The sequence below is a fragment of the Caulobacter sp. P1_B12_2 genome (genome assembly GCF_056406675.1).
The window spans coordinates 1-19,223 of sequence record NZ_JBFTZS010000028.1 but is presented as its reverse complement, the minus strand read 5'-3'; the positions used below and the strand labels follow the sequence as shown (position 1 = coordinate 19,223).

23 protein-coding genes and 1 pseudogene are annotated in these 19,223 nt (G+C 65.6%); 18 read left to right on the top strand and 6 right to left on the bottom strand.

All coding sequences use genetic code 11. The features are described 5' to 3' along the window. The first annotated feature begins 627 nt into the window (after nt 1-627). The gene (locus AC1DZ6_RS03475) at nt 628-2,853 is read left to right on the top strand and encodes a glycoside hydrolase family 3 C-terminal domain-containing protein (protein ID WP_477095802.1); all 2,226 of its coding nucleotides are present in this window, start codon (nt 628-630) and stop codon (nt 2,851-2,853) included. Between the two features lie 267 nt (nt 2,854-3,120). Continuing rightward, entirely contained in the window at nt 3,121-3,270 is a 150-nt protein-coding gene (locus AC1DZ6_RS03470) for a hypothetical protein (RefSeq protein WP_477095801.1), read from the top strand. A gap of 150 nt (nt 3,271-3,420) precedes the next feature. Here AC1DZ6_RS03470 and AC1DZ6_RS03465 read toward each other — a convergent pair whose 3' ends face one another. Further along, complete coding sequence (locus AC1DZ6_RS03465) at nt 3,421-3,765, bottom strand: ArsR/SmtB family transcription factor (protein WP_477095800.1); 345 nt, start codon at nt 3,763-3,765, stop codon at nt 3,421-3,423. 2 nt (nt 3,766-3,767) lie between these two features. Next, nucleotides 3,768-4,241 (bottom strand): SRPBCC domain-containing protein, encoded by a 474-nt coding sequence (locus AC1DZ6_RS03460; RefSeq protein ID WP_477095799.1) that lies wholly within the window; start codon nt 4,239-4,241, stop codon nt 3,768-3,770. Between the two features lie 185 nt (nt 4,242-4,426). On the opposite strand from AC1DZ6_RS03460, the gene AC1DZ6_RS03455 reads away from it, so the two are divergent. Further along, nucleotides 4,427-5,257: an aldo/keto reductase gene (locus AC1DZ6_RS03455; RefSeq protein ID WP_477095798.1), complete on the top strand. Its 831-nt coding sequence runs from the start codon at nt 4,427-4,429 to the stop codon at nt 5,255-5,257. A 251-nt stretch (nt 5,258-5,508) separates the two neighbouring features. Here the strand turns inward: AC1DZ6_RS03455 and AC1DZ6_RS03450 are convergent. Both AC1DZ6_RS03450 and AC1DZ6_RS03445 read right to left on the bottom strand, forming a co-directional pair. Further along, a pseudogene (locus tag AC1DZ6_RS03450) lies at nt 5,509-5,613 on the bottom strand (integrase); the annotation flags it as partial. A gap of 34 nt (nt 5,614-5,647) precedes the next feature. Beyond that, the gene (locus AC1DZ6_RS03445) at nt 5,648-5,911 is read right to left on the bottom strand and encodes a hypothetical protein (RefSeq protein WP_477095797.1); all 264 of its coding nucleotides are present in this window, start codon (nt 5,909-5,911) and stop codon (nt 5,648-5,650) included. A 203-nt stretch (nt 5,912-6,114) separates the two neighbouring features. On the opposite strand from AC1DZ6_RS03445, the gene AC1DZ6_RS03440 reads away from it, so the two are divergent. From AC1DZ6_RS03440 to AC1DZ6_RS03405, 8 genes are all read left to right on the top strand, one after another. Then, nucleotides 6,115-6,729: an alpha/beta hydrolase gene (locus tag AC1DZ6_RS03440; protein ID WP_477095796.1), complete on the top strand. Its 615-nt coding sequence runs from the start codon at nt 6,115-6,117 to the stop codon at nt 6,727-6,729. Nucleotides 6,730-6,776: 47 nt separating this feature from the next. After that, a complete protein-coding gene (locus AC1DZ6_RS03435; RefSeq protein ID WP_477095795.1) occupies nt 6,777-7,226 on the top strand; it encodes a GNAT family N-acetyltransferase in 450 nt (149 codons plus the stop codon). A gap of 95 nt (nt 7,227-7,321) precedes the next feature. Beyond that, nucleotides 7,322-7,795 carry a GatB/YqeY domain-containing protein gene (locus AC1DZ6_RS03430; protein WP_477095794.1) on the top strand — a complete coding sequence of 158 codons (474 nt, stop codon included), beginning with the start codon at nt 7,322-7,324 and terminating at the stop codon, nt 7,793-7,795. 282 nt (nt 7,796-8,077) lie between these two features. Beyond that, the gene (locus AC1DZ6_RS03425) at nt 8,078-8,959 is read left to right on the top strand and encodes a helix-turn-helix domain-containing protein (RefSeq protein WP_477095793.1); all 882 of its coding nucleotides are present in this window, start codon (nt 8,078-8,080) and stop codon (nt 8,957-8,959) included. A gap of 146 nt (nt 8,960-9,105) precedes the next feature. Beyond that, on the top strand, nt 9,106-9,798 hold the full coding sequence (locus AC1DZ6_RS03420) for an alpha/beta hydrolase (RefSeq protein ID WP_477095792.1): 693 nt from the start codon (nt 9,106-9,108) through the stop codon (nt 9,796-9,798). 256 nt (nt 9,799-10,054) lie between these two features. Beyond that, nucleotides 10,055-10,804 (top strand): glucose 1-dehydrogenase, encoded by a 750-nt coding sequence (locus tag AC1DZ6_RS03415; RefSeq protein ID WP_477095791.1) that lies wholly within the window; start codon nt 10,055-10,057, stop codon nt 10,802-10,804. 141 nt (nt 10,805-10,945) lie between these two features. Beyond that, nucleotides 10,946-11,275, top strand: a complete 330-nt coding sequence (locus AC1DZ6_RS03410; protein ID WP_477095790.1) for a YciI family protein — start codon at nt 10,946-10,948, stop codon at nt 11,273-11,275. Nucleotides 11,276-11,327: 52 nt separating this feature from the next. After that, the gene (locus tag AC1DZ6_RS03405; RefSeq protein ID WP_477095789.1) at nt 11,328-11,870 is read left to right on the top strand and encodes a DUF1993 domain-containing protein; all 543 of its coding nucleotides are present in this window, start codon (nt 11,328-11,330) and stop codon (nt 11,868-11,870) included. Nucleotides 11,871-11,877: 7 nt separating this feature from the next. Here AC1DZ6_RS03405 and AC1DZ6_RS03400 read toward each other — a convergent pair whose 3' ends face one another. Continuing rightward, a complete protein-coding gene (locus AC1DZ6_RS03400; protein ID WP_477095788.1) occupies nt 11,878-12,762 on the bottom strand; it encodes a LysR family transcriptional regulator in 885 nt (294 codons plus the stop codon). Between the two features lie 102 nt (nt 12,763-12,864). Further along, a complete protein-coding gene (locus AC1DZ6_RS03395; RefSeq protein ID WP_477095787.1) occupies nt 12,865-13,761 on the bottom strand; it encodes a LysR family transcriptional regulator in 897 nt (298 codons plus the stop codon). Nucleotides 13,762-13,877: 116 nt separating this feature from the next. Here AC1DZ6_RS03395 and AC1DZ6_RS03390 point away from each other — a divergent pair, with 116 nt between their 5' ends. From AC1DZ6_RS03390 to AC1DZ6_RS03360, 7 genes are all read left to right on the top strand, one after another. Beyond that, the gene (locus AC1DZ6_RS03390; RefSeq protein ID WP_477095786.1) at nt 13,878-15,065 is read left to right on the top strand and encodes an MFS transporter; all 1,188 of its coding nucleotides are present in this window, start codon (nt 13,878-13,880) and stop codon (nt 15,063-15,065) included. 23 nt (nt 15,066-15,088) lie between these two features. Then, nucleotides 15,089-16,183: an alpha/beta hydrolase gene (locus tag AC1DZ6_RS03385; RefSeq protein WP_477095785.1), complete on the top strand. Its 1,095-nt coding sequence runs from the start codon at nt 15,089-15,091 to the stop codon at nt 16,181-16,183. Further along, nucleotides 16,180-16,683: a (R)-mandelonitrile lyase gene (locus AC1DZ6_RS03380; RefSeq protein ID WP_477095784.1), complete on the top strand. Its 504-nt coding sequence runs from the start codon at nt 16,180-16,182 to the stop codon at nt 16,681-16,683. The genes AC1DZ6_RS03385 and AC1DZ6_RS03380 overlap by 4 nt, the downstream gene beginning before the upstream one ends. Nucleotides 16,684-16,687: 4 nt before the next feature. Further along, nucleotides 16,688-17,173 carry a cyclophilin-like fold protein gene (locus AC1DZ6_RS03375; protein ID WP_477095783.1) on the top strand — a complete coding sequence of 162 codons (486 nt, stop codon included), beginning with the start codon at nt 16,688-16,690 and terminating at the stop codon, nt 17,171-17,173. A 37-nt stretch (nt 17,174-17,210) separates the two neighbouring features. Beyond that, entirely contained in the window at nt 17,211-17,957 is a 747-nt protein-coding gene (locus AC1DZ6_RS03370) for an SDR family oxidoreductase (protein WP_477095782.1), read from the top strand. 177 nt (nt 17,958-18,134) lie between these two features. Beyond that, complete coding sequence (locus AC1DZ6_RS03365; RefSeq protein ID WP_477095781.1) at nt 18,135-18,890, top strand: carboxymuconolactone decarboxylase family protein; 756 nt, start codon at nt 18,135-18,137, stop codon at nt 18,888-18,890. A gap of 27 nt (nt 18,891-18,917) precedes the next feature. Then, a partial coding sequence (locus AC1DZ6_RS03360; protein ID WP_477095780.1) for a putative quinol monooxygenase occupies nt 18,918-19,223 on the top strand: 306 nt, incomplete at its 3' end.

Below are 19,223 nucleotides of genomic sequence, written 5' to 3'. Positions count from 1 at the left end.
GCGGCGGGCTTACGCAGCCAGAACAGGGCGATCGGCGCGGCTTCAGGGCTCGTGCTCGATCAGCTGACGGCGATAACGACGGCCAAGCCCGTAAGCCGGTCAGGCGAAGCGGCGCTTGCGAGCCGATCCATTGGCCCTCAACTCTATTCGCACCGCCTCGCCCAAGCAGCCGACGCCCCCCGCGCTCGATGGCGCTTAGCTGTAGCTGTCATGATTGATGACGCAGGGCGGCCCGCTCGAACAATATAATGTTTCGATCGACCTATAACGCCCCGGCATTAGTCGGGGCCAAGAATTCATCAGTTTTGCGGATGGATCGATAGCTATTTTGTCTTTGTTGGATGACTGGCAGGACGACATGATGCGGGTCCCAACGCGAGGGGGGATGGACTCAAAGGGGGAGTGACATGCGCGCTGTAAGCGCCCTGGCCATGCGCCGGCGGCCAATGACCTTGTGGGCCGCCGCGCGGCTCGCCGCCCTGTCTCCCACCGTCTTCTGACCGTCTCAGATCCCGGCGCCCTTGCCTGCGCAGGCAAGACCCGCGCTCGCGCTCGAACCGCGCCTGGCGTGGGCCAAGACCGGGCGGTTGCAGCTTCCAGTCTTTGTAGTTGAAGGAGATAACAACAATGAGTCGCCGAACCATGCTGAGCCTTGCGCTCGCCGCAAGTCTGACGGCGCTGCTGGTCGCCGCCCCGGCGATCGCCGCACCGGCAGACGAGGGCCGCCCTTGGATGGACGCGACGCTCGCGGCCGATCAGCGCGTCGCCCTCATCCTGCCGAAAATGACCCAGGACGAGAAGCTGTCACTCGTTTTCGGTCAGTTCGCGACGGATTTCCCGCCCCGTAATTTCAAGCCGCCAGCCGAGGCGCGGCCGGGCTCGGCGGGCTATGTTCCGGGCGTCGCGCGCCTGGGCATTCCCGCCCAATGGCAGACCGACGCGGGCATTGGCGTGGCCACGCAGGGCGGCGCCGCCCGCAAGCGCGAACGCACCGCCCTGCCCTCCAATCTCGCCACCGCGGCCAGCTGGGATCCAGACCTGGTCTATCGCGGCGGCGCGATGATCGGCGCGGAGGCCCGCGCGTCAGGGTTCAACGTCATGCTCGCGGGCGGCGTGAACCTGGTCCGCGAGCCGCGAAACGGCCGCAACTTCGAATACGGCGGCGAGGATCCCTTGCTGTCGGGGGCCATCGTCGGCGCGCAGATCGCGGGGGTGCAGTCCAATCACATCATGTCGACGGTCAAGCACTTCGCGCTCAACGACCAGGAGACGGATCGCAACGCCGGCAATTCGGTGATCGACCCCAACGCGGCCCGCCAATCGGATCTTTTCGCGTTCGAGCTGGCCATTGAGCGGGGTGATCCCGCATCGGTCATGTGCGCCTATAATCGCGTCAACGGCCCCTTTTCTTGCGAGAGCCCGTGGCTGCTGAGTGACGTGCTGCGCCGTGATTGGGGCTTCAAGGGCTATGTGATGTCCGATTGGGGCGCGGTCCATTCCACCGCCCCCGCCATCGCCGCCGGGCTTGACCAGCAGTCGGGCTTCCCGTTCGACGAAAAGCCCTACCTCGGCGCCGAGTTAAAAAAGGCGCTGGCCGACGGGACCGTGACGGACCAGCAGCTCGACACGATGGTGTCGCGGATCCTCTACGCGATGTTCCGCCATGGGCTTTTTGACCACGCCATCACCAGCGCGCCCATGGACCTGCCCGAGGACCTCTTGGCCAAGCACGCCGTGATCAGCCGGACAGCGGCGGAAGAGAGCATGGTTCTGCTTAAGAACCAGGGCGGCGTGCTGCCCCTGGCGGCGAGCACGAAACACATCGTGGTCATCGGCGGCCATGCCGACAAGGGCGTCATCGCCGGCGGCGGGTCGTCCTTGGTCTATCCGCGCGGCGGCAACGCCGTGCCGGATCTGGAGCCGAAGTTCTGGCCCGGTCCGCAAATGTACTATCCGTCCTCGCCGCTCGCGGCGCTGCGCCGGCAAATGCCTTCGGCGCAGATCGAGTTCGTCGACGGCCGTGACCCCGCGGCGGCCGCGGCGAAGGCCAAGTCCGCCGACATCGCCATCGTCTTCGCGACCCAATGGGCGGGCGAGGCGTTCGACGTGTCGCTGTCGCTCAAGGACGGCCAGGATGACCTGATCGAGGCGGTCGCCTCGGCCAATCCGCGCACCATCGTGGTTCTGGAAACCGGCGGCGCGGTCCTGACCCCCTGGTCGAGCAAGGTCGCCGGCCTTGTCGAGGCCTGGTTCCCCGGCACCGAGGGCGGAGAAGCCATCGCCAACGTCCTGACCGGGAAGGTCAATCCTTCTGGCCGCCTGCCGGTCACCTTCCCCGCGAGCCTGGCCCAGCTTCCTCATCCGCAGGAGCCCGCCAAGGGCGACGTGCGCTACACGGAGGGCGCCGCGGTCGGCTACAAGTGGCACGAGCTGAAGAAGGACCAGCCGGCGTTCCCGTTCGGCTACGGCCTGTCCTACACGCGGTTCGGCTATTCAAAGCTGGCGGTGAAGGCCTCGGACGTCATCGCCGCCCGCTTCGATGTGAAAAACCTCGGCAAGGCCAAAGGCAAGGCCGTCGCCCAGGTCTACGTGGCCGGCGCCGGCTGGGAGGCGCCGCGCCGGCTGGCGGGCTTCCGAAAGACCGAGGTCGCGCCGGGCCAATCCCAGTCCGTCTCGATCACGATCGATCCTCGCCTGCTCGCGACCTTCGACGACAAGGGCCGCTGCTGGCGGGTCGCCCCGGGAAGCTATCAATTCCAACTCGGAGCGTCTTCCGTCGACGCGCAATCGACCGCCACGCTGACCCTCTCGGCCAGCCAAGCCCAACGCCTCAAGGGCGTTTGCGCGAAGTAACCGTCGGCTGGCCTACACGGCCCCGCCGCGTCCTTGACCCGCCGGGGCCGTGTGGTTCGCCACTCGCGCGATGCCTGGATCTGTGAGGTGAACCTCACAGATCCGGAAGGTCGGGCCGGGGAAACTCGTTCCGCGGCCCGCGCCTTCCTCACCCGGTCCGCTGGCCGTTCCATCCGCCGCGGGCACCGACTCTTCAACTCGCATGATCGGCTGCTGGTTGACCGACCAAAATTGCGCCCAAGCGCTTGACCTTGAGCGAGATGAGCAATGGCGATGTTGGACTGGTTTTCGACGTTCCAAGACACCATCGGCGCTGAACGGGCGCTTGTGGGCGCATGGGCCTTGTTTGCGGCGCTCGCTGTCTTGGCCTGCTTCAACTCGAGCGCCGCCAAGCGTCCCAAGGATTGGGAGGATTGAAAGCTCCAGGCAGGTGCCGCCATCGCGGCCCATATGTGTCGGCGTAAACCGTCGTCCGCCAGGTACTCATCGCGCCAGAAGCGGACCTCGGCGCACCTCCAGGAACTGGGCGTTCGGTGGCGAAGCGGGAAAGCCGGGACAGGGTTCTTCTTAGCTCTGGGGACCTTCCACGATTTGCCGAAGGGAGTCGAAACGGGATCGCCAGAGCCACCGCTGCAGCCGGGCAAAGGCTTCCAGACGCTCCAGCCCCGCGGGGTCGATCATGCATCGCCGCTCACGGCCAATCTTTCGGCTGCTCACCAGCTGCGCGGCCTCTAAGACCCGWATGTGCTGGCCAAGTCCCGTCAGGGTAATCCCCAACGGCGCGGCGAGCTCCTTGATCGACTGCTCGCGCTCCATCAACGAAAAGAAGATGTTTCGTCGGGTGTGGTCGCCGAGGGCGACGAATATCCCCTCGACGGCGCTGGGCGACAGGGCCTGCAGGTCGGGCGACATGGTCAGCCGCCCAGATGACGTCGCAGGTCGGAAAGCAACTGCTCGTGGCCGCGCCGGCGCAACTCGGGGCCGTCTGAGCCCTCAAGGTAGGCGCCTTGCAGGGTCAGGCGCAGCCGCGCGCCTGCGCCGTCCGGCGCAAATTCAAAGGTCTCGTTGGTAATCGAGACCACTTGGCCATGAACAATCATCCGCGAGGCGTACACGAGCAGCGCATCGTCGACGCGCGCCACGCACTCTCCCTCCATCTTGATCTCCACGCCGGGCATCGGGGTCCTGTCGTTCAGCGCCAAGCGGAAAACCTCCTTGCCGCCGACTTGTGAATCAAGCGTGTACTCCAAAGTCTCGTGCGTCCCCGCGTGCGCGCCGTCGGCATACCAGGCGCGCTTGGTCGCCGGATCGGTGAACGCCGCAAAGAGCTTTTGCACCGGACAGGCGAACGCCTCGTCCATCTCGAAACTATCAAACTTGACGGCCATAGCACTTTCTCAATTAGTGAAGCCCAAACTTCACTAACCGACATACGCGCAAACAGTCAAGTGTGGACTTCACTTTTTGACCGATGACACGCTTGGGCTGCGCGTTGAAATCGGAACTGTCTCGCTGGAGGAGACCGGCTATCCAGTTTGGATGGGCCAATTGGCCGCTTCTGCGTTGGAACAGTATGAAGTCAGCAAGCTTTCCCGACGGCGCCATGGTCCCAGCGCTTGGCCAGGGCACCTGGATGATGGCCGAGCGCGCCGACCGCCGCGCTGAAGAGATCGCCGCGCTGCGCGAAGGCGTGGAGCTTGGTCTGACGCTCATCGACACTGCCGAGATGTACGGCGAGGGTGCGGCGGAGACCTTGGTTGGAGAAGCGATCGCCGGCATCCGCGATCGCATCTTCTTGGTGAGCAAGGCCTATCCGCAGAACGCCTCGCGCGCTCGGCTCGCTGGGGCCTGCGAGGCCAGCCTGCGCCGACTTCGCGTCGAGACGCTGGATCTCTATCTCCTCCACTGGCGTGGAAATGTTCCCCTGGTGGAGACCGTGGAGGCGATGGAGCGACTCGTCGACGCCGGCAAGATCGCGCGCTGGGGCGTCAGCAACCTGGACACCGACGACATGGAGGAGTTGGCGGCCGCCGGAGGGGCGCGCTGCGCCACCGACCAGATCCTCTACAATCTGACGCGTCGTGGCCCGGAGATCGACCTGCTGCCTTGGCTGGAACAGCGCCATATTCCAACGATGGCTTATAGCCCGGTCGAGCGAGGCCGCCTCGTCGACCATCCGGCGCTACGCACGATCGCCGAACGCAAGGGCGCCACGGCGGCGCAGGTCGCCATCGCCTGGCTGCTACGGCGCCCCGGCGTGATCGCCATCCCCAAGGCTAGCTCGATCGCCCATGTCCGGGACAACCGCGCCGCCGCGGACCTGCAGCTCGAAGAGGCCGATCTGACGACGCTCGATCACGCGTTCCCGCAGCCGCGACAGCGAAGGCCGCTCGAGATGATCTGACGGTGCGCCTTCCAAAATGCCCTGTGATCACAACGCACGGATATCCGACACGACAGCGGCCTCTACGTAGATAACTATGCCGCCTTGGAGCGCCTGGGCAGGTCACCCTGCCCGTGCATCGTTAAGTCCGGTCCGAAGGCGAGGCAGCGCCAAAAGCGGCCCTTGGAGTAACTCCAGGAACACGACCTTCGCAGAGCGTCCGCATCGAGTGATCGCCCGTCGCTGACATGCTGTCTAAGGGCGAACGCGACCTACAAGTTGATGGCCTCAGACATCTCAAGCGCGTCGTCGACCTCAATGCCGAGATATCGAACCGTGCTCTCCAGCTTTCGGTGGCCGAGAAGAAGTTGGCACGCCGGGGCGACCTCCGCGAAAGCGACTTGGGCGTCGTCACGCGGCATGGCGAAGGGTCTCGACGGGCTCGGCGGGACCATAGCGCTCTCCGCGCCAGACCCCGACCAGCTCGCCGGCGCTGTCCAGGATGTGGATCACGCTGGCCAGGCCTCGAACGTCCTGGCGGATCGCCAGGAAGCGCGCGCGGCGCTCGGCCGCCTCGAAGGTGTCAAAGCAGATCGTCTGGGCTTCGCCCTGCGGGGCGAGCGTCCACGCGCGGCCCAGCGGCCGAATCTCGAACACGAACTCAGTCACGGACATCAAAGGCTCACAGGGGAAGACGGGCCTGACGAACGCCTATTGCGGCGCCGCGTTCCACGTCGCGCCAAGCCGAGAGCGACGCCGCCGATGCGAACGTTTTGGCGCACCGATCGCCTCCGAGCGATGTTGACCCCCGCCCGCCCCTGCCGCAGGACAGGACCATGACGACGCCACTTCTCGACGGCCCCGCCTCGCCCCCGCCCTTGGGCGCCGCGCCAAGATCGCTGGTGATCCTGCTGCATGGCTACGGCTCCAACGGCGAGGACCTGATCGGCCTGGTCCCCTACTGGCGCGCCGCTCTGCCCGACACTCTGTTTTTGGCGCCCGACGCGCCCCAGCCCTGCCCCGGCGTCCCCGGCGGCCGGCAATGGTGGCCTTTGACCAGCCTGACGCCGCAGGCACGCGCGGCGGGGGTTCGCGTCTCCGCGCCCGAGCTGAACGCCTTTATCGACGCCCAGCTAGCGAAATACGATCTTGGCGAAGATCGACTGGCGCTGGTGGGATTCAGCCAAGGCACGATGATGGCGCTGCACGCCGGCCCAAGGCGGCAAAGCGCCCTGGCCGGGATCGTCGGCTATTCAGGGATGCTGGCCGATCCCGACGCTTTGGCCGCAGAGGGCGTCAACAAGCCGCCGGTGCTTCTCGTTCACGGCGACGCCGACGATGTCTTGCCCGTGGCCGCACTTCATCAAGCGGACGAGCGTCTGAGGGCCTTGGGCTTCGAGGTCGAGGCCCATGTCTCTCGCGGCCCTGGCCACAGTCTTGACGATCAAGGTCTGCAATTGGGCGCGCGCTTCCTCGTCGCCCGTCTTGGCTGAACCATCGCCGAAGGCCCCGCGCGGCCCGAAGACAGGAGCCTCCCGCCGTGTCCAGCCGTTACGGCCTTTCCATTCGAGCGGCGAACAGCGGCGACGTCGATGGCCTGGCCGAGCTGCTCAAGACCGGCGGCTGGACCATCGGACGCGACGCCCTGGTCGCGCGCCTGAGCGCCGTTCAGGACCAACCCGGCGCCCTGTTGATCGCCGACGAATGGGGCCCGCCGTCGGGGCTCATCGTGGTGCATTGGCACGCGGTTCTTACCGCGGACCTCAAGCAGGGATGGGTCTCCGCCTTGCTGGTCGATCCGGCCCGACGGCGCAATGGGGTCGCGCGGCTGCTTCTAAAGGCGGCRTCCCAGGCCGCGCGTTCGGCCGGATGTGATAAGCTTTGTCTTCACGCGCCTGACACTCTTGGTGATCTGCGCGCCTTTGGTCTTGGCACGGGCTTTGTCGAGACCGGCCAGGTTCTGGCCCGTCCCCTGCGAAAGCGCGGCTGATTGCGCCAGGAACTGCCCTTGGCGTGCCTCCAGGATGTTGACGTTGCCACCCAGTACGGCGCAATCGAGGCGCAGTGAACTGGAAGGACGACGACATGGCTTTGCTCGACGAGCTCAAAGCTGACCAACTCGCCGCGCGCAAGCTGAGCGACCGTCTGAAGGCTGACCTGCTGACCACATTGATCGGCGAAGCTACGCAGATCACGACCGAAGAATTCAAGCGCGGCGTGACGGAAGTCACTGACGAAAAGGTCGTCGCAACCGTCGCTAAGTTTTTGAAGAACACGAAGCTGACGCTGGAGAACCTCGCGACCGAGCGCGCGCGCCTGATCGAAGCCGGAGGCGATGCGTCGAAGGTGGATGAGCGGACCAAGGCGGCTGAAACGGAACTGGCGATACTGACCTCGTATGGCCCAAAGCAGATGACGGAAGCGCAACTGCGCGAGGTCATCAGCGACTTCAGGGCCAAGAACCCCGACGCCAACGTCGGAACGATCATGGCCCACCTGAAGACTAGCTTCGGTGGCCAGTATGACGGCAAGGCGGCCAGCGCGTTGGCCAAGGCTTAAATTGAGGACTGCTTTGCAGTCTCGGGGCGGGACCCGGAGCGAGGCTGCGTCATTGGTGGATAATTGCTGAGAAGCCCGTCGTGATCATGGGCCGCACTCAGCGGCCCAAGTTTCGATCCCCCTCGCGGCCATAACCGATGGCGGCTTCTGCGGCGACTTCGCGCCAGGACCGGAACTTGGGACCGCTCCAGGAACCGGACGGTGGTTCGCATGAACAGACGAGGCGTCGGCTCTTTTTGTGATAAAGGGTGTCGCTTACCGGAACCGAGGGGTGCGAAAGGCATGACCTTCGTCGCCCACAATCATCGCTATGCAGGCGGTAACGAACTTCATCGTTCGCTAAAAACATCCAACATGCTTATCGAACACCGAAGCTTGAACGTCGGTGTTCTTCCGCCCGTCAGTTGCACCTGTACCGCCATTTCGGTCACGCTTGCGGGGCGCTACCTGGTCCCTCGGAAGGCGGACGGCGCGCCGCGAAGCGCCGTCGCCGTTCAGCCTGGCTTTGCCAGCATTATGCCTCTGGGATTCGAGGAAGCCGAAGTCGAGATCGGCGCCCGGGTCGAAAACGTGCACATATTTCTCGCGCCGTCCGTGACCGGCCACAGCGCGCTGCACGACTATGACGTCGATCCGGCGAAAACCGAGGTCGTCCGCTACAAGGGAATGTCGGACCCGCTGCTGAAAGAGATCGCGTCATCGCTGGTCGGCGTCGTCTCCCGACCTCCCGAGGCCAGCGACAAGCTATTCGTCGAGGGCGCGAGCGCGATGCTCGCGGCGCATCTCGTCTCCAAGTATTCGAACATCGCGCAGCGCCGGGCCTCGCCTTCGCAGGCCCTTTCCTATGACAAGCTAAATCGGGTGCTCGATCTGGTTGACGACCGGTGGGCGGATGACATCGGCTTGGATGAACTCGCCGCCGAAGCTTGCCTTAGCCCTTTTCATTTCGCTCGGCTCTTCCAGAAGGCCACCGGCCTTTCGCCCCACCGATACGTCACGGAACGTCGCGTACGTGAAGCGAAGGCCAAACTCGCGGAGGGGCGACTGTCGCTCGTTGAGATCGCGCTGCAGTCGGGCTTTGGATCGCAGGGCAACTTTAATCGGATTTTCCGAAAGCACACCGGCCTGACGCCGGGCCAGTTCCTCGGACAGCGACGTTCCTGAACCTGGCGCTAAAGAGCAAGAACTGCCCATAGGTCCGCAAGATCGGCGAATACGCCCGCGGGTCTGACGTGGTCTCTGAACCTCGCCTCTGGTCCTGACGCCGTGTTGGCGCGGGCCGCCCAGGGAGCTGATCTGCGGAGGCTCTGATGTCCACCAAACCAACGATCGTCTTCTGCCACGGCATTTGGGCCGATGGCTCTTGTTTCAGCAAGGTGATCCCCGCGTTGCAGGCCGACGGGCATGAGGTCATCTCCGTCCAATACGGCCTCGACTCGTTCGAGGAGGATGTGGCGACGGTGAAGCGGACGCTCAATCGCGTCGGCAGCCCCGTTATTCTGGTCGGCCACTCCTACGGCGGCGCCACGATCACGGCCGCAGGGGTCGATCCGCGCGTGATGGGCCTCGTCTACATCGCAGCAGTCGCTCCCGATGCAGGCGAGACTGTGCAGAACCAACTCGACAAATACCCGTCGGACATCTTCACCCGCGTGGAAGTCGCCGACGGGCGCGCCTGGATGCTGCCGAACGGGACGGAGTTCTTCGCCGGGGACCTCCCCGAAGTCGAGCAGAAGCTGGTGTGGGCGACCCACTACGCGCCTGTCTTCGATCTGTTCCACCAGCAAAAGCTTGGCGCGAGCGCCATCGCATGGAAGTCGAAGCCCAGCTGGTACGTGCTGGCGACCAAGGACCATACCGTCCATCCCGACCTTCAACGCTGGGTCTCCAAGCGCATGGGAGCGACGGTCACCGAGGTGGAGAGCAGTCATGTCCCGATGCTGTCCCAGCCCGACGTCGTCATCGACGTTATCCGGAAGGCCGCCGCGTCCGCTCCTGGCTGATGCTGGCCACTAGTGCTTGCAAAGGGAGAGAGGCCGCGTCAGCGCTGTCTCTCTCCTATTGTTTGATGCAATCGCGATGTTCCCCGTAGCTTCGGCGTGCGGCCAAGACGCGCCATGAGCGGCCCCTGGATCCCTGCCCCAGATCCGCCCTTCAGCCGCATAAGAGTTATACGTCGCCGCCCGGTACAGACGGGCCTCCCCCACGGACATCTACCGCCTCGAGCCGCGCACCGCGGTCATTGAAGCGAGAAACACGATGTCGAAATTGACGGGAAAGGTCGCCGTGATCACCGGCGGCAGCACGGGCATGGGCCTGGCCACGGCCAAACTTTTCGTGGCCGAAGGCGCGCGGGTGGTCATCACCGGGCGCAGCCAGACGGCCCTCGACGCCGCGGTCGCCGAGATCGGGCCCGGTGTTGAAGCCGTCCAAGGCGATATCGCCAAGCTGGACGACCTTGATCGCCTGAGCGCCCATGTCAGCGAAACCTACGGCCGGGTGGACATCGTGTTCGCCAATGCCGGCGGCGGGACCTTCGGGCCGATCGGCGCCGTGACTGAGGCGGACTTCGACCGCACCGTCGATACCAATCTCAAGGGCACGTTCTTCACGGTCCAGAAGCTGCTGCCGCTAATCGCCGACGGCGGGTCGATCATCCTCAACAGCTCCATCGCCGGCTCCAAGGGTCTGCCCGACTTCAGCGTCTATTCGGCGACTAAGGCCGCGCTGCGCTCGTTCGCCCGGACCTGGACCACCGACCTCAAGCCGCGCCGCATCCGCGTCAACGCTCTGGCGCCCGGCCAGATCGACACGGACATCATGCGCACGGCCGGCCTGACCCAAGAACAGGTCGACGGCTTCATCGCCCAGGTCGTGCCGCAGATCCCCCTGGGCCGCATGGGCCGCAGCGACGAAATCGCCAAGGTCGCACTGTTCCTGGGGTCCGACGACAGCAGCTACGTGACCGGTGTCGAGCTGACTGTCGACGGCGGCTGGATCCAGGTCTGACCCCAAGGCTGCCGGCGCGCCCGCCCAACGTCCTCCGCATAAATCTTATGCGGACGCGCCGGCTACCCCGCTCGGCCGTTCAGGCCGACCGTCGTGACATCAACGCCGGCCCGCCGGCATCCCTCCAACGGAGTAGAGACAATGATCGACGAAAATGGCCCACACTATTTCGTGGCCTTCCAAAGCCCAGGCCCGAACTGGACCCCGGGCGTGCAGTACAACGAGCAGCCCGGGTTCTTCGACCACGTCGGCTACATGACGGCGCTGCACGAAAGGGGCCTGACCATCCTCAGCGGCCCATGGATGAGAAAAGCCGGTGGCCTGAACGGCGTGCTGGACGACGGCGGCATGACGATCTTCAAGGCCGCGGACTTCGACGAAGCTAACAAGATCGCTACCGACGATCCGACGGTGCAGTCGGGCCTGCTGAACGTCGAGGTCAAGATGATGTGGGTCCCCTTCCACGAATAGTCGCTCCCTTGGCGCCGCTTCCACCCTCTACGACCTGAACGACGAGACCCCCATGCCTTCGATGCACCAAATGACCGTGCCGGCCCTGATCCGAGGGCTCGGCGTCCTGGCGAGCTATGTCGACGCGGCCGCCGCCTTCTCCGCCGAACGCGGCCTGAGCCCCGACGTCCTGATGAACGCGCGGCTCGCGCCCGACATGCTGACCTTCACGGGGCAGATCCAGCGGGCCAGCGACAACGCCAAGAGCGGCGCGGCCCGACTGACCGGCGCGACGGCCCCGTCGTTTCCGGATGCCGAGGCGGACTTTCCGGCCCTGCGCCAACGGCTGGCCGCCACCGACGCCTTCCTGCGCGGCCTGACGCCGGCCCAGTTCGACGACGCCGACACGCGAGTCGTGGAGATGGCGTTCCGCAGCATCACCGGGACAATGAGCGGCCAGACCTATCTGACCCAAGTGCTGCTGCCGAACTTCTACTTTCACATCGCCACCGCCCACGGGATCCTGCGGACCGCAGGGCTCGATATCGGCAAGCGTAACTATCTCGGTACGGCAGGCGCGATCCCGGGGGCGCTGATCGAACTTTCAGCCGCCTAGGACGGCGTCAGAAGTCGCGCAGGTCGCGCTGCAGAAAGTCCGCGAACGCCTTGGCCGAGGGCTTAGCGGCTTGGCCGCCCGGAAACACGGCGTAGCACTCCAAAGTGCCCAGGCTCCAATCCGGCAACAGGCGGACCAGCGCGCCGGTCTCTAGATCCTGTTTCAGCGAGGTGTAGCTGGCGGCCACAATCCCTAGGCCGGCCAGGCCCGCGCTGACGCCGACCTCCGCCGCTGCGATCGACAGGCGCCCCAGCGGCGCGACCGCCACCTGGCCGTCCGCTCTCTGGAAGGTCCAACCCTTGCCGGCGACCGGACCGGCGATGATCGCCACGTGGTCGGCTAGGTCCGTCGGCGTGGCCGGCGTTCCATGGCGCGCGAGATAGGCTGGCGAAGCGGCGATCATCAGGGGCCACTGGCCGATCTTGCGGGCCACGGCGCTGGAGTCCGCCAGCTTGCCGAACCGCAGGGCCACGTCGATCCCGTCGGAGGTCAGATCCTGGCGTTTGTCATCGACCAGCAGTTCGATCCGTAGCGCAGGATGCACTTGCATGAAGCCCGCCAGCCTATGGACCAGCACCCGCGAAGCGAAGATCGACGATACGCCGACACGCAAAGTCCCATGCAGGGTCTCGTCACCCCGCACCGCATGGTTTGCCTCGTCCAAGGCGTCGAGGATCGCCTGAACCTTCACTAGATAGTCCGCGCCGGCTTCCGTCAGGGTGACAGCGCGCGTGGTCCTTACGAAGAGGGTCGCGCCGAGGGTTTTCTCCAGATCAGCGATCGTGCGCGACACCGTCGGCTGGGATAGGGCCAGCTCCTGCGCGACGCGGGAAAAACTCCCGGCCCTCGCGACCCGCGTAAAGATTCGCAATGCGTCGATCTGGTCGGCCATGGCCCCTCTCGCCGCACACCTAYCACGTGTCGGACTAGGTGCCGACCGTGGTGCGCCGTTGCGCCACTTGCAGACATTGGCCTGCTGCCGGATTCCGGACCTTCACACGTCCCGATACCGAAGGGCGTCAACGATGATCTGGAACGCCGCCAAGTTTTGCCGGCGGCTCGGGTAGTAGAGGAAATAGCCGTCGAACATGGGCGACCAGTCGTCCAGGATCAGCTCCAACTCGCCTGACGCGATGCGGGATGCGACGATGTTCTCAGGCACGTAGGCGACGCCGAAGCCGCTGACGGCGGCGTCGATCATGGCATAGGAATTGTTGAAGGTGACCTGCCCGTCGACCCTGACGCGCAGCGCCTGGCCGTCCTTCTCGAACTCCCAGGCGTAAAGACCGCCCGACGACTCCTGGCGCATGTTGATGCAGCTGTGGCCGATCAGATCCTGCGGGTGGGCCGGTCTTCCTCGCTCGGCCAGGTACCTGGGGGAAGCTACCGCAACTAGCCGCCAGTCCGGGCCGATGCGGACGGCGATCATGTCCTTTTCGACGCTCTCGCCCAGCCGCACGCCGGCGTCGAACCGCTCCTCGACGATGTTGCGGAACGTGCTGTCGAGGATCAGTTCGATCTTAATGTCGGGATAGGCGGCGAGCACCGGCTTGAGCTTGGGCCACACGACGCTTTCAAGCGCATGATCCGACAGGGTCAGCCGGATGGATCCGGCCGGCTTCTCACCGAACGCCATCAGGGACGCCAACTCTCCCTGGATCTCCGCCAGGCGCGGCGTGATGGTTTGAAGCAGCCGCTCGCCCGCGGCCGTCGGCGCGACGCTACGGGTGGTGCGGGTCAACAGGCGCACGCCCATGCCGCCTTCCAACTGCCGGATCGCGTGGCTCAGGGTCGATTGCGCCACGCCGATCCGTGCGGCGGCCTTTGTGAAGCTGCGCTCCTCGGCGACAGCCTGAAACCACGTCAGCTGGTTCAGATCGGGTCCAGCCATCAGCACTCCCACAAGCCATTATTCGCCCTCATCGATTAGTTCATGCCGATCTTGCTGACTAATCGTTTTCCGAGCCCCGTCCTAATTTGGCTCTCCACCAAGGAGGAGCCCGAGCCATGCTGGCGGCAACCGTATCTGAACACGACGAAACGCCAGTCGCCGCTTGGGGCGCTGTTCTGTCGATGGCGCTCTGCGTGGCGCTGTTGATCGCGTCGGAGTTCATGCCCGTCAGCCTGCTGACGCCCATGGCCGAGGGGCTCGGCGCTTCGATCGGCCAGACCGGCCAGGCCATCTCGATCAGCGGCCTGTTCGCCGTCGTGGCGAGCATCGCGATTACCACCGTCGCCGGGCGACTTAACCGCAAGTGGGTCCTCGTCGCGCTGACGGCCCTGATGCTGTTGTCCCTGGTGCTCGTCGCGGCGGCTCCGAACTTTGAGGTTCTGATGGTCGGGCGCGCCTTGTTGGGCGTCTGCATCGGCGGCTTCTGGGCGCTGGCGACCGCAGTGATCATGCGGCTCGTCCCGGCTCCGGATGTGCCTCGCGCCCTGGCTTTGATGTACGGCGGACAGGCCATCGCCGCCGCCTTTGCCGCGCCGCTCGGCAGTTACCTAGCGGGTCTGCTGGGCTGGCGGGACGTATTCTGGGCCCTGACGCCCCTCGTCGCCGCCAACCTCGTCTGGCACGTGATCGCGCTGCCATCCCTTCCCACGCGGCACGGGCAGGACATGCGAGCCATGCTCGACCTGCTGCGTCGCAAATACTTTCTTACCGGCCTGATCGCCTCGATGCTGTCCTGGGGCTCGGCCTTCACCCTCTTCACCTATCTGCGCCCGTTCCTGGAACAGGTCACGGGCGTGGGCGTCACGGGCCTGTCGATTCTTCTGCTTGCGCTCGGCTGCGCGGGGTTCGTCGGCACCTGGGCTTCGGGCCGCTTCATCACCGGCGACGTCTCACGACTGCTGCGCCTCCCGGCCCTGGTCATGGGGACTGTCACCGCGGGCCTGCTCGTCTTCGGCGGCTGGCCGATCGCGGCCGGGATTCTTGTGGTCGTCTGGGGCGCGATGAACACCGCCATGTCGGTGATCTGGATGACCTGGATGTCCCAGAACGCCGACGACGCGCCTGAAGCCGCCGGGGGCCTGATGGTCGCCGCCGTCCAGGCCTCGATCGTTCTGGGCGCGGTCCTCGGCGGTCTGCTGCTGGACCACATCTCGATCAGCGCCGTCCTGATCGCCAGCGTCGTCCTGGCCGCTTTCGCGGTCCTGATCGTCCGTGACGGCGCCGCTCTGCTGAAGCCTCGCTGACCGACAGAACCCAGGAGCCCGACATGATCCCGACTTCCCCCAATCTTCAGACCCTGCCGTCCACGGCATTGGACCGCCGCGGACTGATGAAAATGACCGGCGCCGGCGTGGCCGCCCTGGCCGTCGCGTCGCTCCTCCCCACCCCCGATGCAAAGGCGCAAACCATGACCAATGACTGGGACAAGGTTTTCCCCCGAAACCCAGCCGTCGACCATCAGAAGGTCACGTTCAACAATCGGTACGGCATAACCCTGAGCGGCGATCTCTACCGGCCCAAAGGCCTTAAGGGGCAACGCCTGGCGGCGCTCGCCGTCGGCGGCCCGTTCGGCGCGGTCAAGGAGCAGTCGTCAGGTCTCTATGCCCAGACGATGGCGGCGCGCGGCTTCGTCGCCCTGGCGTTCGACCCGTCGTTCACCGGCGAGAGCGGCGGGCAACCCCGCAACGTGGCCTCGCCGGACATCAACACCGAGGACTTCATGGCGGCGGTCGACTTCCTCGGCCTGCACCCGGCGGTTGATCGAGCGCGGATCGGCGTCATCGGGATCTGTGGCTGGGGCGGCATGGCGCTGAACGCCGTCGCGGCCGACAAGCGCGTCAAGGCCGTCGCGACTAGCACGATGTACGACATGTCCCGCGTCATGGCGCGTGGCTACAACGATAGCGTCACCGACGAACAGCGAGCCCAGACGCTGGAGCAAATGAGCCGTCAGCGCTGGACCGACGCCCGAAATGGCGCCGCTGCCTATGGTCCCAAGGTCAATGTACTGAAGGGCGGCGAGCCGAAGTTCCTGGTCGACTACCACGATTATTACATGACGCCCCGCGGCTACCATCCGCGCGCGGTGAACTCCGGTAACGCCTGGACCGTCACGACGCCGCTGTCGTTCATGAACTTCCCGCTGATGACCTACATCGCGGAAATCTCGCCAAGGCCGATCCTGCTGATCCATGGCGAGAAAGCCCACTCGCGCTATTTCAGCGAGACGGCGTTCGCCGCGGCGGCCGAGCCCAAGGAGTTGGTGATCATCCCGGGCGCCAGCCATGTCGATCTCTACGACCGCGTGGACATCATCCCCTTCGATCGGCTGACCCGCTTCTTCGAGGAGCACCTGTCGTGATCGGCTCCCTCCTCATCGCCGCCGCGACCCTCGGCGGCGACCCAACCCCCACGTCATCACAGGAAAGCGCCCCGACCATGGAGATCACCCGCAAGGCCGAGATGAAGACCATCGACGGTCCGGCAGAATGGTTCACCGGCCGCGTGACGATCACCGGCCAATTCCAGCGCCAGGCACCCTCGCGGGTCGGCGGCGCCATCGTCCGCTTCGAACCCGGCGCCCGCACCGCCTGGCATATGCATCCGCTGGGCCAGACACTGATCGTCACCGACGGCGTCGGCTGGACGCAGATCGAGGGCGGCCCGAAGCTGGAGTTCCACGCCGGCGACGTCCTGTGGTGCCCGCCCGAGCACAAGCACTGGCACGGCGCGACCCCGCATGAGGCCATGACCCACATCGCCATTCAGGAGAGCCAGGACGGCTCTCCTGTGACCTGGATGGAGCACGTCACCGACGCCCAATACCTCGACGCTGGTTCGTCGGCCGAGGGCGGGCAGTAGGCCGATGCGCGCGCAGGGACCCTTGCTGGCGGCGATCCTGCTCATCGTCGCCGGCGCGGCCTGCACCAGCCCTGCGTCCAAGGCGGCGTCGACGGCTAACCCGGATCGAACCGCCCTCGCCAAGGAGCAACCCATGCGGATCAGGATCACCGCGAAAGACCAGTCCTTCACCGCCGTGCTGGAGGACAGCGAGACGGCGCGGGACTTGGTGTCCCTGCTGCCGATCGAGGTGACGCTCGACGACTACAATCAAACCGAGAAGGTCGCGGGCCTGCCCAGACGGCTGTCCACCGCCGGCGCGCCAGACGGCACGGACCCCGTGGTCGGCGACGTCGCCTACTACGCGCCGTGGGGCAACCTGGCGATCTACTACCGCGACTTCGCCTATTCGCGCGGTCTCGTCCGTCTCGGCCGCATCGAGGGCGACGCCGCTGCGCTGGGCGCTATGCGACCCGGCAAAGCCCGGATCGAGATCATCCCAGAAGACTGACCGCATCCGCCCTCACTTGGAACAAGGCAGACTCAAAATGACCGACAACATCACAGGCAAGACCATCGTCATCACCGGCGCCTCCAGCGGCATGGGCGCTGCGGCTGCCCGACACCTGGCCGGCAAGGGCGCGGCCGTCGTGCTCGGCGCCCGGCGCGCCGACCGCATCGAGGCCTTGGTGGCCGAGATCACCGAGCAGGGCGGCAAGGCCATTGCCGTGGCCACGGACGTGACGAAGCGCGATGACCTTCAACGACTGGTCGACGCCGCCGTTGAGACCTACGGGCGCATCGACGTCCTGATCAACAACGCCGGCGTCATGCCCCTGTCGCCGCTGGAGCGGGTGAAGATCGACGAATGGGACCAGATGATCGACGTCAATCTGAAGGGTGTGCTGTACGGCGTCGGCGCGGCGCTCCCGCAGATGATCTCCCAGAAATCGGGCCACATCATCAATGTCTCGTCGGTGGCGGGTCACAAGCTGTTTGGCGGCTCAGCTGTCTATTCCGCGACCAAGTTCGCCGTGCGCGCGCTCTCCGAGGGACTCCGTCAGGAGATGGCGCCCCATAACATCCGCACCACGATCATCTCTCCTGGCGCGGTAAAAACGGAGCTCCTGGAGCACATCAGCGAGAAGGACGTCCAGCAAGCCAACCAGTTGTATGTGGCTGAGGTTGGCGTGCCGGCGGAGACCTTCGCCAGGCTGGTCGCTTTCGCCATCAACGAGCCCGATAACGTCGGGATCAACGAGATCCTCTTCCGCCCTACGGCTCAGGAACTGTGAGATCGCGAAACACGAGCGGGTATTCCGACCGGCGACCGCAAACTTGCTTGGCCCGACAAGATATTGGAGCCCGCCAGCGCCGGTTGCCTCCCCGTCTGCAGCCCGAGCCGAACGTGCACGCCTCACGGAGCATTGAGCATGAAGTCCCTTTGTCCATTGATCGTAGGAGTCCTCGCCATGAGCGCCCCCGTCGCCCAAGCCCAACAGCCCAATGTTGCCGGACGCCGCTTCTCCCCTGAACAGGTTGCCGCAGTCGCGCCGGCCCTGGAGGCCTACACGCAAGACCGCCTTTATGGGGATGTCTGGAAACGCCCAAATCTTAGCCGCCGGGACCGCAGCCTCGTCACGGTCGCCGCCTTGATCGCGCGCGGTCAAGCGCCGGCTTTGGGCTACTATGCAGACCAGGCGCTGGAGAACGGGGTGACGCCTCGTGAGATTTCCGAGACGATCACGCAGCTGGCCTACTATTGTGGCTGGGGCAACGCGATGGCCGCGGTTGGACCGGTCGGAGAGGTYTTCGCCAAGCGCGGCATCGGCGCCGATCAGCTCCCCGCCGTCTCCCCGCCGCCGCTAGCGGTTGACGAGGCCGCCGAGGCGCAACGCGCCAAGACCGTTGGCGACCAGTTTGGCGAGGTCGCTCCGGGGCTTGTCGGCTACACCACTGACTATCTTTTCCGCGACCTTTGGCTGCGCCCCGACCTTACGCCGCGCGACCGCAGCCTGGTCACGGTGTCGGCGCTCATCGCGTCCGGTCAGGGGGCGCAGGTTCCGTTCCACCTGAACCGAGCAATGGACAACGGCCTGACCCAGGAACAGGCGGCGGAAGTGATAACCCATCTGGCGTTCTACGCCGGCTGGCCCAACGCCATGTCCGCCCTGCCGGTCGCCAAGGAGGTTTTCGCCAAGCGCGCGGACAGGGCCGCGCCCCGATAGTCTCGACCAAACGCGAGGAGTGAGAAGATGCGAGGCTTTATCCCCGACGCCAAGAAGGGAGGAAAAGCGGGCTGGCTGTTCGGCGCGGCCCTGGCGCTTGGCCTTGGCTCCCACGCCAGCGCCGCCGCCGATCCTGGCCCGCCGATGGTGCRTATTGCCGAGATCGAAATCGATCCCCAGCAGCTCGAGGCCTACAAGGCGGTCCTCGCGGAGGAGYAAGAGGCCTCGGTGCGCCTGGAGCCTGGCGTCCTGATGCTGCACTCGGTGGCGATCGGGGACGCGCCGACGCAGATCCGCTTGCTGGAGGTCTATGCCAGCCGCGCTGCCTATGAG

What these genes read in the sequence shown, in the direction of transcription:
- AC1DZ6_RS03475 (WP_477095802.1), top strand. Translation starts at nt 628, where the DNA reads ATGAGTCGCCGAACCATGCTGAGCCTTGCGCTCGCCGCAAGTCTGACG.
- AC1DZ6_RS03470 (WP_477095801.1), top strand. Translation starts at nt 3,121, where the DNA reads ATGGCGATGTTGGACTGGTTTTCGACGTTCCAAGACACCATCGGCGCT.
- AC1DZ6_RS03460 (WP_477095799.1), bottom strand. Translation starts at nt 4,241, where the DNA reads ATGGCCGTCAAGTTTGATAGTTTCGAGATGGACGAGGCGTTCGCCTGT.
- AC1DZ6_RS03455 (WP_477095798.1), top strand. Translation starts at nt 4,427, where the DNA reads ATGAAGTCAGCAAGCTTTCCCGACGGCGCCATGGTCCCAGCGCTTGGC.
- AC1DZ6_RS03445 (WP_477095797.1), bottom strand. Translation starts at nt 5,911, where the DNA reads ATGTCCGTGACTGAGTTCGTGTTCGAGATTCGGCCGCTGGGCCGCGCG.
- AC1DZ6_RS03430 (WP_477095794.1), top strand. Translation starts at nt 7,322, where the DNA reads ATGGCTTTGCTCGACGAGCTCAAAGCTGACCAACTCGCCGCGCGCAAG.
- AC1DZ6_RS03425 (WP_477095793.1), top strand. Translation starts at nt 8,078, where the DNA reads ATGACCTTCGTCGCCCACAATCATCGCTATGCAGGCGGTAACGAACTT.
- AC1DZ6_RS03420 (WP_477095792.1), top strand. Translation starts at nt 9,106, where the DNA reads ATGTCCACCAAACCAACGATCGTCTTCTGCCACGGCATTTGGGCCGAT.
- AC1DZ6_RS03415 (WP_477095791.1), top strand. Translation starts at nt 10,055, where the DNA reads ATGTCGAAATTGACGGGAAAGGTCGCCGTGATCACCGGCGGCAGCACG.
- AC1DZ6_RS03410 (WP_477095790.1), top strand. Translation starts at nt 10,946, where the DNA reads ATGATCGACGAAAATGGCCCACACTATTTCGTGGCCTTCCAAAGCCCA.
- AC1DZ6_RS03405 (WP_477095789.1), top strand. Translation starts at nt 11,328, where the DNA reads ATGCCTTCGATGCACCAAATGACCGTGCCGGCCCTGATCCGAGGGCTC.
- AC1DZ6_RS03400 (WP_477095788.1), bottom strand. Translation starts at nt 12,762, where the DNA reads ATGGCCGACCAGATCGACGCATTGCGAATCTTTACGCGGGTCGCGAGG.
- AC1DZ6_RS03395 (WP_477095787.1), bottom strand. Translation starts at nt 13,761, where the DNA reads ATGGCTGGACCCGATCTGAACCAGCTGACGTGGTTTCAGGCTGTCGCC.
- AC1DZ6_RS03390 (WP_477095786.1), top strand. Translation starts at nt 13,878, where the DNA reads ATGCTGGCGGCAACCGTATCTGAACACGACGAAACGCCAGTCGCCGCT.
- AC1DZ6_RS03385 (WP_477095785.1), top strand. Translation starts at nt 15,089, where the DNA reads ATGATCCCGACTTCCCCCAATCTTCAGACCCTGCCGTCCACGGCATTG.
- AC1DZ6_RS03375 (WP_477095783.1), top strand. Translation starts at nt 16,688, where the DNA reads ATGCGCGCGCAGGGACCCTTGCTGGCGGCGATCCTGCTCATCGTCGCC.
- AC1DZ6_RS03370 (WP_477095782.1), top strand. Translation starts at nt 17,211, where the DNA reads ATGACCGACAACATCACAGGCAAGACCATCGTCATCACCGGCGCCTCC.